Origin of the sequence: Phytopseudomonas argentinensis (assembly GCF_900113905.1) — a bacterium.
GTDB lineage: Bacteria > Pseudomonadota > Gammaproteobacteria > Pseudomonadales > Pseudomonadaceae > Aquipseudomonas > Aquipseudomonas argentinensis.
Genome location: NZ_FORC01000006.1, coordinates 25,865 through 38,481, shown reverse-complemented (window position 1 = coordinate 38,481; position 12,617 = coordinate 25,865). Strand labels below are relative to the sequence as shown.

Sequence of the window (12,617 nt, the reverse complement as noted above, 5' to 3'; positions counted from 1 at the left end):
GCGCTATCAGGGGGCGAAAGGTGGTGCTTCGGCCAACTCGATCAGCAGCGGTCGGTCGCTCGGCGCCTCGCGCAGCAGGCTTTGCAGGTGCCCGTGGTCGCGGGCGCGTTCGGCCAGGCAGCCGAAGCCGCGGGCGATGGTCAGGAAATCCGGCGTGTAGATGTCCACGCCCAGCGGGGTGATGTCGCGGCGCTGCATGTAGCGCTTGATCTCGCCGTAGCCCTGGTTGTTCCACAGCAGCACGATGATGCCGACCCGTGCTTCCACGGCGCTGGCCAGTTCCGGCAGGGTGAACTGGATGCCGCCGTCGCCCATCAGGCTGATCACCGGTCGCGTCGGTTCGGCCAGCCGGGCGCCAATCGCCGCCGGCAGGCCATAGCCCAAAGTGCCGTAGCCGGTGGAGGCATTGAACCAACGCCGCGGGCCGTCCAGCTCGACCAGGTGGTTGCCGCTGTATACGGTCTGCGTCGAGTCGCCGACGAAGCGCGCCTCGGGCAGCGCCTCGAGGATGCAGTCGAACAGCCGGCGATAGTGGGCCCAGCCACTGAACTCTTCGACCAGTTGCCTGCGAACCCCGCTGACCCGCTCGGCGCCACGGCTCCGCCCCGCGCAGATGCGTTGCGGCAGTTGCTCCAGCAGCGCCTCGATGGCCAGGCCGGCGTCGCCTTGAATGGCCAATACCGGCTGGTGATTGCGCTGCAGCTGCGCGGCGTCGATATCGATGCGGATCAACTCGCCGCCGAGGCGGAAGTTGCCGTCGAATACCACGTCGTAATCGGTCTCGCCCAGCTCGGTGCCGATGGCCAGTACCAGGTCGGCGTCCAGCGCCAATCTGCGTACCGGCGGCAGCGACTGGTTACTGCCAATCAGCAGCGGATGCGCTGCCGGCAACAGACCCTTGGCGTTGATGGTCAGCGCGGTCGGCGCATCCAGCGTCTCGGCCAGGCGGCGCACTGCCTCGGGCTGGGCGACGCAGCCGCCACCGATCAGCAACAGTGGGCGCTGGGCCTTGCGCAGGCGCTGCACCGCCTGCTGGATCAAGGCGGCCTGTGGGGCAGGGCGCGGGGCGACCAGCCGGGGTTGCACGCTCAGGTGGTCGGCTGCCGCGGTGATCACGTCCAGCGGCAGCTCGATGTGCACCGGTCGTGGCCGCTGCCCATCGAATACCGCGAAGGCGCGGGCCAGCACCTCGGGCAATTCGTCGACGCTCATCAGCGTATGGCTGAAGGCAGCGACTCCGGCCACCAGGGCGCGCTGGTCCGGCAACTCGTGCAGGTAACCGTTACCGCGGCCCAGGCGCGCGCGCTCGTTGACGCTGGAGATCACCAGCATCGGGATCGAGTCGGCATAGGCCTGGCCCATGGCGGTGGCGATGTTGGTCATCCCCGGCCCGGTGATGATGAAGCACACGCCGGGCTTGCCGCTCACCCGTGCATAGCCGTCGGCCATGAAGCCGGCGCCCTGCTCGTGGCGCGGGGTGACATGGCAGATGCCGCTACCCGGCAGGCCGCGGTACAGCTCGATGGTGTGCACGCCGGGAATGCCGAACACGGTGTCGACGCCCCAGGCGTGCAGTTGCTTGACGAGAAATTCACCGCAGGTGGTCATGCTGGCTCCCAGGTGATGGGTCTGAAGGTGCCGGCCGCAGCGCCGGCACCGGTGAGGGCTCAGGCGAGGCTGGCGGCACGCGCCTGGGGGCGGGTCAGCAGGCTGCCGATAACGAAGGCCAGCAGGCCGACCGCCAGGCTGTAATAGATTGGCGTATTGGCTTCCAGGCCATCCTTGAGCATGAACGCCAGGGCTGTGGCGCAGCCCAGGGCCATGCTGGCGATGGCGCCGCTGGTGGTGGCGCGTTTCCAGTAGATGGCGCCCAGGATGGGGATCAGGATGCCGCCCACCAGCAGGTTGTAGGCCAGGGTCAGGGCGCCGATCACGTCACTGACCACCAGGGAGATGGCCAGCACCAGCAGGCCGGTGAGCAGGGTGAACAGCCGCGCCGTGCCCAGGCTGGATGGGCGACCGCCGCGCAGCTTGGGCAGCAGGTCTTCGGTTACCGTGGTGGAGGCGGCAAGCAAGCCGGCGCTGGCGGTGGACATCATCGCGGCCAGGGCGGCGGCGATCACCAGGCCGCGAATGCCATCGGGCAGGGCGCTCTGCACGATCGAGGCGAAGGCGTTGTTGGCATTGGCCAGGTCAGGCAGCAGCACCTTGGCGCACATGCCGATCAGTGCGCCGACCAACCCGTAGATTACGCAATACACCCCGGCCAGGCTGCCGGCCACCCGGGCCACGCGCTCGCTGCGGGCGGTGAACACGCGCTGCCAGATGTCCTGGCCGATGAGGATGCCGAAGAAGTAGATCAGGAAGTAGGTGATGATGGTGTCGTAGCCGATGGTGGTCAGGCTGAAGGCGGTGTCCGGCAACTTGGCCACCAGGGCGTCCCAGCCGCCGACGCGGTACAGGCAGATGGGCAGCAGCACGAACATCAGGCCGACCGTCTTGATGGCGAACTGCACGATGTCCGTCAGGGTCAGCGACCACATGCCGCCGATGCTCGAATACACCACCACTACGCCGCCGGCCAGCAGGATGGCGGCCCAGAAGGGCAGGTCGAAGAGCACCTGCAGCACGGTGCCGCTGGCTAGCACGGACACTACGGCGATCATCAGCGCATAGGCGAACATCACCACCGCGCTGGCCTGGCGCGCCGCCGGGGTGTAGCGCCGCTCGAGGATCTGGGTGACGGTGAAGATGCGCAGCTTGAGCAGCGGCTTGGCCAGGAACAGGTTGAGCACGATGATGCCGGCACCCAGGGCGGCGCACAGCCACAACCCGGAAATGCCGTGCACGTAGCCCAGGCGCACTGTGCCGACGGTGGCGGCGCCGCCAAGCACGGTAGCGGCCATGGTGCCCATGTAGAAGGCCGGGCCGAGGTTGCGGCCGGCCACCAGGTAATCTTCCTGGCTGCGCGCGCGGCGCATGCCGTACCAGCCGAGCAGCAGCATGCCGGCGGCGTAAATCAGCACTACGGATATATCCAGGATCATGTCTTTCTCCAGCGCCTGTCACGATTCTTGTCAGGGTGGCGCCATGGCGCCGACCTTGTTATTCACCCCCGACAGCCGTCGGGTAGTGGTGCTTGGGCAGTGCGGCAAAGCCGCGCGGAGCGAAGTGCGCTCCATGTCCCGCGAACGGGTAATGCGCCACGGCGGGCTTCTGTGACCCGCTCGGGTGTTCGGTGAGGTAACGCCTCTGGGGTTACGAGGTGGACAGCTGGTCTACCTGCGCACCACGCCCGGCAGCACGCAGAGCATTTCGTAGAGCAGGTTGGCACCCAGCAGCGAGGTGTTGCCGGTGGTGTCGTAGGGCGGCGACACCTCGACCAGGTCGCAGCCGATCAGATTCAGGCCCTGGCAGCCGCGGATGATCTCCAGCGCCTGGATGGTGGTCAGGCCGCCGACTTCCGGGGTGCCGGTGCCGGGCGCCCAGGCCGGGTCGATGCCGTCGATGTCGAAGGACAGGTACACCGGGCCGCCGTCGACCTTGGCGCGTACCTCTTCCATCAGCGGGGCGAGGGATTTGTGCCAGCACTCCTCGGCCTGCACCACGCGAAAGCCCTGGCGGCGGCTCCAGTTGAAATCGTCGGCGGTGTAACCCTGGGCGCGCAGGCCGATCTGCACCACGCGCTGGCTGTCGAGCAAACCTTCCTCCTGGGCGCGGCGGAAGGTGGTGCCGTGGGCGATCTTCTCGCCGAACATGTGGTCGTTGACGTCGGCGTGGGCATCGACGTGCACCAGGCCGACCTTGCCGTACTTCTTGTGCATGGCACGCAGGATCGGCAGGGTCAGGGTGTGATCGCCGCCGAGGGTCAGCGGGATGATGCCGTGTTCGAGCACGCTGTCGTAATGCGCTTCGATGATGCGCACGGCGTCGAGCAGGTTGAAGGTGTTGATTGCCACGTCGCCGATGTCGGCCACGTTCAGGGAATCGAAGGGCGCAGCACCGGTGGCCATGTTGTAGGGGCGGATCATCACCGATTCGGCGCGGATCTGCCGTGGCCCGAAGCGGGTACCGGAGCGCAGTGAAGTGCCGATATCGAGGGGGATGCCGATAAACGCCGCGTCGAGTTTGCCCAGCGCTTCGGGCATCTGCACGTGGGGCAGACGCAGCATGGTGGCGATACCGCCGAAACGGGGCATTTCATTGCCGCCCAGCGGCTGGTGGAGGGAGTTTTCCACGGGGGCCTCGCAGTTCTTGTGGTTGTCGTGGCCCGATTCTGGTGAGGGTTGGCGGCGGGAAGAATCCTGCACGGTAAATAATCAGTTCAGAAATTTCTAAACTAAACGGCAAGCTTTAGCATGTATCCGGCCCGTCAATGTCACTGTCTGTGAAACGGAGAATCGATGCCTGATCTCAAGTTGCTGCGCCTGTTCGCCTGCGTGGTGCGCCACCAGGGTTTCGCCGCCGCGCAGCAGGAGCTGAACCTGTCCACTTCGGCGATCAGCACCTATATGAGCCAGCTGGAGGCGCAGCTTGGTTTCGTGCTCTGCCATCGCGGGCGCGGCGGTTTCAGCCTGACCAGCAAGGGCGAGCTGTTCCATCAGGAGGCGCTGCGGCTGCTAGCCGAGCTGGAGGGTTTCGAGCGTTATTCGGCGGCGCTCAAGGGCGAGCTGCGCGGCACCCTGAACCTGGGTGTGCTGGACTCCACCGTCAGCGACCCGGCCCTGCCGCTGGCCGAGGTGATCGGCGCTTACAGTGAGGAACACCCAGCCGTGCACCTGCACCTGGCGGTGCTCAGCCCGGCCGAGTTGCAACTGGGCGTGCTGGAAAATCGCCTGGACCTGGCCATCGGCGCTTTCTCGGTGCGCACCAACGGCCTGATCTACCAGGCGCTGTACCGCGAGCAGCACTGGCTGTACTGCAGCGACCGGCATCCGCTGTATACCCAGCGGCAGATTCCGGCGGAGGTGATCACCCAGCAGCGCATGGTTGGCCGCGGCTACTGGAGCCAGGCCGAGCTGGCGCGCCACGGCTTCAAGCACAGCGCAGCGACGGTGGAGTCGATGGAGGCGCAGCTGATTCTGGTGCTGTCCGGCGCCTATATCGGCTATCTGCCCGAGCATTACGCCCAGCAATGGGCGGAGCAGAAGCGTCTGAAAGTGCTGCTACCCACCACCTTCGGCTACCAGGCGCCCTTTACCCTGGCGCTGCGCCGCGGCCGCTCACGCGAACCGCTTATCCAGAGCTTCCGCGACCGTCTCAAGGCACAGTTGAATCACAGCTAGGCTGCCCCGGCGGCCAGGGATAGCGAACCTGGCATATAGCCCGGGCACCTAACTGCGGGAGCGGGCAGGGGCGCCTAGCCCATGCCCGCGAATCGGGCGCATGGCGCCCTCCCACAGAGTTTGGCATTCAGTCGTGGGGTGGCCGCGCGGCGATCCGCTCTAGCCCACCAAATGACCGCCTCTGGAACGCGCTCAGCGCACCAGGCAAGGCTTCTTGTTATCGAAGGTCCAGCCGCTGATCAGGTACTGCATGGCCACCGCGTCGTTGCGCGCGCCGAGGCCCATGCCCTTGTAGCACTCGTGGGCCTTGGCCACGGCGTCCATATCCAGCTCCACGCCGAGGCCGGGCTTTTTCGGCACCTGCACCAGGCCGCCTTCGATACGCAGCGGCTCCTTGGTGAGGTGCTGGCCGTCCTGCCAGATCCAGTGGGTATCGATGGCGGTGATCTTGCCCGGCGCGGCCGCTGCCACATGGGTGAACATGGCCAGGGACACGTCGAAGTGGTTGTTCGAGTGCGAGCCCCAGGTCAGGCCCCAGTCGTTGCACATCTGCGCCACGCGCACCGAACCCTGCATGGTCCAGAAGTGCGGGTCGGCCAGGGGGATGTCCACCGATTGCAGCTGGATCGCATGGCCCATCTGCCGCCAGTCGGTGGCGATCATGTTGGTGGCGGTCGGCAGGCCGGTGGCACGGCGGAACTCGGCCATCACCTCACGGCCGGAATAGCCGTTCTCGGCGCCACAGGGATCTTCGGCATAGGCGAGCACATGGTGCTGGTCGCGGCACAGGCGGATGGCTTCCTGCAGTGACCAGGCGCCGTTCGGGTCCAGCGTGATTCGCGCCTCCGGGAAGCGCTCGGCCAGGGCGGTGACCGCTTCGATTTCCTCGTCGCCGCGCAGCACGCCGCCCTTGAGTTTGAAATCCTTGAAGCCGTAACGCTCATAGGCGGCTTCGGCAAGGCGCACCACGCCCCTGGCGTCCAGTGCTTCTTCGTTACGCACCTGGAACCAGGCGTTGTCGGCATCGGCTTCCTGGCGATAGGGCAGGTCGGTTTTCTTGCGATCACCGATGTAGAACAGGTAGCCGAGCATTTCCACGGCATTACGCTGCTGGCCTTCGCCGAGCAGGGCGGCCACCGGCACGTCCAGGTATTGGCCGAGCAGGTCGAGCAAGGCGGCCTCGACGGCGGTGACGGCGTGGATGGTGATGCGCAGGTCGAAGGTCTGCAGGCCACGGCCGCCGGCGTCGCGGTCGGCGAAGGCCTGGCGTACCTGGCCGAGCAGCTTTTGATAATGGCCGATGGGCTGGCCGACCAGCAACTGGCGGGCGTCTTCCAGGGTCTGGCGGATGGCTTCGCCGCCCGGTACCTCACCAACGCCGACATGGCCGGCGTTGTCACGCAGGATCAGCAGGTTACGGGTGAAGAAGGGCGCATGGCCGCCGCTGAGGTTGAGCAGCAGGCTGTCATGGCCGGCCACCGGGATGACCTCAAGGGCGGTGATAAGCGGGGTACCTGCATGGGTGTTGTTATTGTTCATCGCGTGGTTCCTGTGCCGTTGCCGGCGTTGCGGTTGGTCTGGCCGCCTCGCCGGGCAGCACCGTAAGATAACGTTATCATCATATGCAGATAACGTTATCATTCAAGCGAAATTTGCGGCTCGGTGGCTGCGGCTGCGGCCGCGGCCATGGGTAGGGCGGACTGCGGGGGGGCAACCATCAACATGCCGCTCTGCGCGGCCCGACCCATTCAATGGTCATGGAGCTGACGTGGGAGCGCGCCATGGCGTACGGCTTCGCGGGCATGGCCCGCTCCCGCGATGGAAGGGCAGGAATCAGTACGTAGGATGGGGCGGGCGGCGTAGGTGCAACCCATCAAAGGGGTATGGAGGTCCGCAACGCATTCGCGGGCGTGGACTAGGCGTCCACGCCCGCTCCCACAATTAGATTGTAGGGCTCAGGATCGAGCAGTGCTGCCACGCTCGATAATGGAAAACCCGGTATCCACACTCGCCTTGGCCTTCTGACCCGCGAAGCGGCGCAGCAGCGCTTCGGCCACTTGCTGGCCCATCTCGGTGGCATTGACGCTGACCGTGGACAGCGCCGGGTTGGCGAACTGGCCGTTGAGGGTGTCGCCAAAGCCCAGCACGGCGAGATCATCCGGCACGTTCAGGCCGCGGGTGGTGGCTTCGGCCAGCACGCCAAAGGCGACGGTGTCCGAGCTGCAGAAGATGAAGTCGGGTTGCTCGCCGTTATCGAGCAGGTTGGCCAGGCCCTTGCGGCCGACCTCCCAGGTCGCCGGCAACGGCAGCGTCTGCACAGCCACGGCATCCGCACCGAGCGTATCGAGGCGCTGGATCACCGCATTACAGCGGCGCAGCGCGCGGGGATCGTCGACGCCAATCACCGCCCAGCGGCGGTAGCCCTTGGCGAAGAAGTGCTCGGCCACGGCGGTGCCAACCTGTTCGTGGGAAAACCCCACCTGCATATCCAGGCCGTCATCGCTCAGATCCCAGGCCTCGACCATCGGGATGCCCGCCGAGGCCAACCGCTCGCGGCTGGCCTGGGTATGAAAGGTGCCGGTCAGCACGATGCCGTCCGGGCGGCGGCCGAGGATGGTGGCCAGCAGGGCTTCTTCATGTTCGGGGGTGTAACCGCTGGGGCCGACCAGGGTGTGGTAGCCGGCTTCGGCGAGGCGGTCCATGATCGCCTGTACCACGCTGGCGTAGATCGAGTTGGCGATGGTCGGCAGTACGATGGCCACCAGGCGACTCTTGCTGGTGGCCAGGGCGCCGGCCATCAGGTTGGGCACGTAGCCCATGGCGCGCACCACTGCCAGCACGTGCTCGCGGGTGGCGTCGCTGACCAGTTCCGGGCGCTGGATGGCCCGCGATACGGTGATCGGCGATACGCCGGCCTTGAGCGCCACATCCTTGACCGTTACCGGTAGCTCGGTCAGGTCACCGCGATCCTTGGCCAGCTCTCTGCGCGATTTTCTTGCCACGGGCTCGTCTCGATGGGGATAGGTAAATGACCGAAGGTTACGCAAGAGAATCGGTATTGTCGTCCGCGCGCAGCATGTACAGGCGAAACACCACAACGGTGGTGAACAGCTGGCAAAGGCCGAACAGCACGTCCAGCAACAGACGCCCGGCCGGCTCGCTGGCGATATCGGCGGCCCAGAAGCCGGCCAGCCATGGCGGCACCATCACCAGCATCACGCAGGTGAAGATCGGCCAGAAGTGTCCTTGGGTCAGCTGCAGGCTCTGGTGCAGCGCCTGCAGCGGCGACAGGCCGCGCAGCACCAGCAGGTAGTCGGCGAACACCAGCCTTACCATCAGCCACAAGCCGGGCAGGATGAACAGCGAGATGCCGAGCATGATTGCCAGGGTGCCGATGCCTGCGAGCAGCACGAAGCGCGGCCACAGGCTCAGGCTCATGGCCAGCAGCGCGCCCTTGCCGGGTTGCTCGCCACGGCTGCGGGCGTCGATGAACAGGATCAGCGCCGCGCTGTACAGCGGATAGAAGAACAGGCCCAGCAGCACCTGATAGAGCGGCACCTTGGCGGCCGCGACCTGCCCTTCGAGCTGCAGGCTCACGAAGGCTTCGAGCAGCAGCAAGGGCAGGCACAGCAAGAGGATCTGCAACAGGTTTTGCCGGAAGAAGAACCAGGCGTCACGCAGGGCGTCGAGGGGATTCATGAACGGTCACGGCCAGAAAAAACAGGCTGCCATGATACGAGCGCGGCCGGCCCGCCACCAGCGATGACGTTCGTCGCCGCTGTGGCGCTGCCTTCGACCTGGAGGGGGCCGCACTGGCATACTGGCTGCCCGTGCAACCCGCGCGAGCCCTTGTGAGGATGTCCGGTGAAGAAAATTGCCGTGTTCGCCGACGTACAGAATCTCTACTACACCGTGCGCCAGGCCTATGGCTGCCACTTCAACTACACGGCGTTGTGGAACGAGCTGGCCGCGGGCGGCGAGATCGTTGCGGCTTACGCCTATGCAATCGACCGCGGTGATCCCAAGCAGCAGCAGTTCCAGCAGATCCTGCGCAACCTGGGCTTCACCGTGAAGCTCAAGCCCTACATCCAGCGCAGCGACGGCTCGGCCAAGGGCGACTGGGACGTAGGCATCACCATCGACGTGATGGACGCCGCGGCCGACGTCGACAGCGTGGTGCTGGCCTCGGGGGATGGTGATTTCGACCTGCTGCTCGAACGTATTCGCCAGCGCCATGGCGTGGAGACCGTGGCCTATGGCGTTCCCGGGCTTACCGCGCAGTCGCTGGTGCGCGCGGCCAGTCGTTACGTGCCCATCGAGGGGCATCTGTTGCTCAAACACTGAGGCTTTACGTGAAACCCATCGCTGTCATCGACTTCGAAACCACCGGCATGTCGCCGGCCCAGCAGGCGCGCGCCACCGAGATCGGCGTGGTAATCATCGAGGGCGGGCAGATCACCGCCCGTTATCAGAGCCTGATGAACAGCGGCGCCTGGGTGCCGCCATTCATCGAGCAACTGACCGGCATCAGCAATGCCATGGTGCGCAGCGCGCCGCCGGCTGCCGAGGTGATGCACGAGGTTGCCGAGTTCGTCGGCGATATTCCGATGCTGGCGCACAACGCGTCTTTCGACCAGAAGTTCTGGGACGCCGAGCTGGGCCTGATCGGTCGCGCCCGGGTGCAGCACTTCGCCTGCTCGCTGCTGCTGTCGCGTCGCCTGCTGCCGGGGGCACCGAGCCACAAACTCGGCAACCTCAACCGCTGGGCGTGTCTGCCCGATACCGGCAAGGCGCACCGGGCGCTGGCTGACGCGGAGATGGCTGCCAACCTGACCCTGCACCTGTGCAGGGTGCTGCGCGAGCAGCACGGGCGCAGCGCCGTGGATCACGATTTTCTGCGCCAGCTGCAGGGCATGTCCGCCGCCAAGGTGCGCGCGCTGCTCGCTGCCGCGTAGCCTGGGTTGAGCGCACCGATACCCAGGTTTGTATTTCCCGGGTGTCGCTGCGCTGGAGGTGTACATCCCTGGCGCTGCAACGGCCGAGCGATAGCCCGTAGGACGCGTTAAACTGCGCGCCATCTCCATTGCCCACCACGTTGCCCGCCATGACCTTCGCTTCCCTCGGCCTGATCGAACCCCTGCTGCGCTGCCTCGACGGCCTCGACTACAAGACCCCGACGCCCGTACAGGCCCAGGCCATCGGCCCGATCATCAAGGGCCGCGACATCATGGCCGCAGCGCAGACCGGCACCGGCAAGACCGCCGCCTTCACGTTGCCGATCCTGCAGCGCCTGATGATGGAAGGCCCGGTGGTGGCCAGCAATTCGGTGCGCGCCCTGGTACTGGTGCCGACCCGCGAGCTGGCCGAACAGGTGCAGCAGAGCGTGCAGACCTACTCGCAGTTCCTGCCGCTGCGCAGCTATGCGGTGTATGGCGGGGTGAGCATCAACCCGCAGATGATGAAGCTGCGCAAGGGCCTCGACGTGCTGGTCGCCACCCCCGGCCGGCTGCTCGACCTGTACCGCCAGAACGCGGTGAAGTTTTCCCAGTTGCAGGTGCTGGTGCTCGACGAGGCCGACCGCATGCTCGACCTGGGCTTTGCCCGCGAGCTGGATGACCTGTTCGCCGCGCTGCCGAAAAGGCGCCAGACCCTGCTGTTCTCGGCGACCTTTTCCGAGGCCATCCGCGGCCTGGCCAAGGAGATGCTGCGCGACCCGCTGAGCATCGAAGTCAGCCCGCGCAATGCCGCCGCCAAGTCGGTCAAGCAGTGGCTGATTCCCGTCGACAAGAAGCGCAAGGCAGAGCTGTTCCTGCACCTGTACCGCAGCAAGAAGTGGTCCCAGGTGCTGGTGTTCGCCAAGACCCGCAAGGGGGTCGATGAGCTGGAGCAGGCGCTGCTCGCCGAAGGCATCCGCGCCGACTCGATCCATGGCGACAAGCCGCAGCCCACGCGACTGCGCGCCCTGCAGCGCTTCAAGGCCGGCGAGGTCGATGTGCTGGTCGCCACCGACGTGGCTGCCCGCGGCCTGGATATCGACGACCTGCCGCTGGTGGTCAACTTCGACCTGCCCATCGTCGCCGAAGACTACGTGCACCGTATCGGCCGCACCGGCCGCGCCGGCGCCACGGGCCAGGCGGTGTCGCTGGTCTGCGCCGACGAAGTGCAACTGTTGTCGGCCATCGAAGCGCTGATCCAGCAGATCCTGCCGCGCGTCGACGAACCGGACTTCATCCCCGACCACCGCGTACCACAGACGGTCGCCGGCGGCCTGGTGGTGAAGAAACCCAAGAAGCCGAAAAAGCCCAAGGTGGTCGGCGGCGGCAAGGCCGGCGGCCTGGGCCGCTGGATGGAAAGCGACGAGCCGGCCGAGCCGCCGGTCAAGGCCATTCGCAAGGTGCCGAGTTTCGGTGGTAAGCCGAAGGGCGGACGGTAGAGCCGCGATGCGAGTGCGGAAGTCAGCGCGATTGTTGGTTGTCAGCCCAGCCCGCAGGATTCTGCTGTTCAGGTTTGCCCACGCCAGCGGCGCGCTGAACGGCAGCAGCTATTGGGCTACGCCTGGCGGTGCCGTCGAAGAAGGTGAAACCTTCGCCTCTGCGGCCTTGCGCGAGCTGCTGGAAGAAACGGGCATTCGGGCTCCATCGCTCGGCGAGCCGGTAGGCTTTCGCCGGTTTGAAATGCGTATGTCTGATGGCGAAGTGGTCGAGGCGCTGGAGCACTACTTTTACGTTCGAGCTGCAACCGAAGAGGTATGCAACTCGCTTTGGACTACTGAGGAGAGGGCGGTCATTGCCGAGCATCGCTGGTGGACGCTCGATGATCTGCCGTTAAGCGAGGAGACCATCTGGCCAGAGCGACTGACCGAGATGGTGGCGCGAGCTCTCGCAGCTTAAGCCTCTTACCTTTTCACAATCCTGGGTATCGCTCTGCCCAACCCAAGCTACTTCGCCGATTCCAGGCTCAGATGTTCTGGCCGATCCGCCACAGCACGCCGCTGGGGTCGAAGACGATGAACTCGCGAATGCCCCAGGGCTGGTCTTCGGGGGCGATGGTGCGCACGCCGAAGCGCTCGGCGATGTTTTCTGCCTGCACATGGGCCCACCAGGCTTGCACGTCATCGACCATCAGGTGCATGACGAAATTTTCGGCCTGCTCCTTCACGTAGAAATTCTGCAGCAGAAAGGCGCAGTGCTCGCCGTGGCTGAAATAGCTCATCTCGTCCGTCTGCCAGGCCGCCTTGAAACCCAGGGCGGTGTAGAAGGCCTGGCTGAGCGGGTAGTCCCGGGCCGGGATGAAGGTCTTGAGTTGCAAGCTGGTGAGCATGGAATTTCCTTT

General features: G+C 65.8%; 12 protein-coding genes. 5 read left to right on the top strand and 7 right to left on the bottom strand.

Going from position 1 to position 12,617, the window contains the following annotated elements:
- Positions 1-6 precede the first annotated feature (6 nt).
- The 3 genes from BM154_RS21670 to speB form a co-directional block, all read right to left on the bottom strand.
- Positions 7-1,608 (bottom strand): 5-guanidino-2-oxopentanoate decarboxylase, encoded by a 1,602-nt coding sequence (locus BM154_RS21670; RefSeq protein ID WP_074889386.1) that lies wholly within the window; start codon positions 1,606-1,608, stop codon positions 7-9.
- A 59-nt stretch (positions 1,609-1,667) separates the two neighbouring features.
- Positions 1,668-3,047 carry a sodium:solute symporter family protein gene (locus BM154_RS21665; protein ID WP_074889383.1) on the bottom strand — a complete coding sequence of 460 codons (1,380 nt, stop codon included), beginning with the start codon at positions 3,045-3,047 and terminating at the stop codon, positions 1,668-1,670.
- A 231-nt stretch (positions 3,048-3,278) separates the two neighbouring features.
- Positions 3,279-4,238 (bottom strand): agmatinase, encoded by a 960-nt coding sequence (speB, locus tag BM154_RS21660; protein ID WP_074889380.1) that lies wholly within the window; start codon positions 4,236-4,238, stop codon positions 3,279-3,281.
- Positions 4,239-4,403: 165 nt separating this feature from the next.
- Here speB and BM154_RS21655 point away from each other — a divergent pair, with 165 nt between their 5' ends.
- Positions 4,404-5,285 carry a LysR family transcriptional regulator gene (locus BM154_RS21655; protein ID WP_074889378.1) on the top strand — a complete coding sequence of 294 codons (882 nt, stop codon included), beginning with the start codon at positions 4,404-4,406 and terminating at the stop codon, positions 5,283-5,285.
- Positions 5,286-5,477: 192 nt separating this feature from the next.
- Here BM154_RS21655 and gudD read toward each other — a convergent pair whose 3' ends face one another.
- From gudD to BM154_RS21640, 3 genes are all read right to left on the bottom strand, one after another.
- A complete protein-coding gene (gene gudD, locus BM154_RS21650) occupies positions 5,478-6,824 on the bottom strand; it encodes a glucarate dehydratase (protein WP_074889374.1) in 1,347 nt (448 codons plus the stop codon).
- A 416-nt stretch (positions 6,825-7,240) separates the two neighbouring features.
- Positions 7,241-8,287 carry a LacI family DNA-binding transcriptional regulator gene (locus tag BM154_RS21645; RefSeq protein WP_074889369.1) on the bottom strand — a complete coding sequence of 349 codons (1,047 nt, stop codon included), beginning with the start codon at positions 8,285-8,287 and terminating at the stop codon, positions 7,241-7,243.
- A 37-nt stretch (positions 8,288-8,324) separates the two neighbouring features.
- A complete protein-coding gene (locus BM154_RS21640; protein ID WP_074889366.1) occupies positions 8,325-8,984 on the bottom strand; it encodes a YciC family protein in 660 nt (219 codons plus the stop codon).
- Positions 8,985-9,149: 165 nt separating this feature from the next.
- Between BM154_RS21640 and BM154_RS21635 the strand changes: the two genes are divergently transcribed.
- The 4 genes from BM154_RS21635 (at position 9,150) to BM154_RS21620 (ending at position 12,175) form a co-directional block, all read left to right on the top strand.
- Positions 9,150-9,629 carry an NYN domain-containing protein gene (locus BM154_RS21635; RefSeq protein ID WP_074889363.1) on the top strand — a complete coding sequence of 160 codons (480 nt, stop codon included), beginning with the start codon at positions 9,150-9,152 and terminating at the stop codon, positions 9,627-9,629.
- A gap of 8 nt (positions 9,630-9,637) precedes the next feature.
- A complete protein-coding gene (locus BM154_RS21630) occupies positions 9,638-10,240 on the top strand; it encodes a 3'-5' exonuclease (protein ID WP_074889360.1) in 603 nt (200 codons plus the stop codon).
- A gap of 149 nt (positions 10,241-10,389) precedes the next feature.
- Positions 10,390-11,718 (top strand): RNA helicase RhlE1, encoded by a 1,329-nt coding sequence (gene rhlE1 / locus BM154_RS21625; protein WP_074889357.1) that lies wholly within the window; start codon positions 10,390-10,392, stop codon positions 11,716-11,718.
- Positions 11,719-11,749: 31 nt separating this feature from the next.
- Complete coding sequence (locus BM154_RS21620; RefSeq protein WP_425272842.1) at positions 11,750-12,175, top strand: NUDIX hydrolase; 426 nt, start codon at positions 11,750-11,752, stop codon at positions 12,173-12,175.
- A gap of 67 nt (positions 12,176-12,242) precedes the next feature.
- Here BM154_RS21620 and BM154_RS21615 read toward each other — a convergent pair whose 3' ends face one another.
- On the bottom strand, positions 12,243-12,605 hold the full coding sequence (locus BM154_RS21615; RefSeq protein WP_074889352.1) for a VOC family protein: 363 nt from the start codon (positions 12,603-12,605) through the stop codon (positions 12,243-12,245).
- Positions 12,606-12,617: the final 12 nt, after the last annotated feature.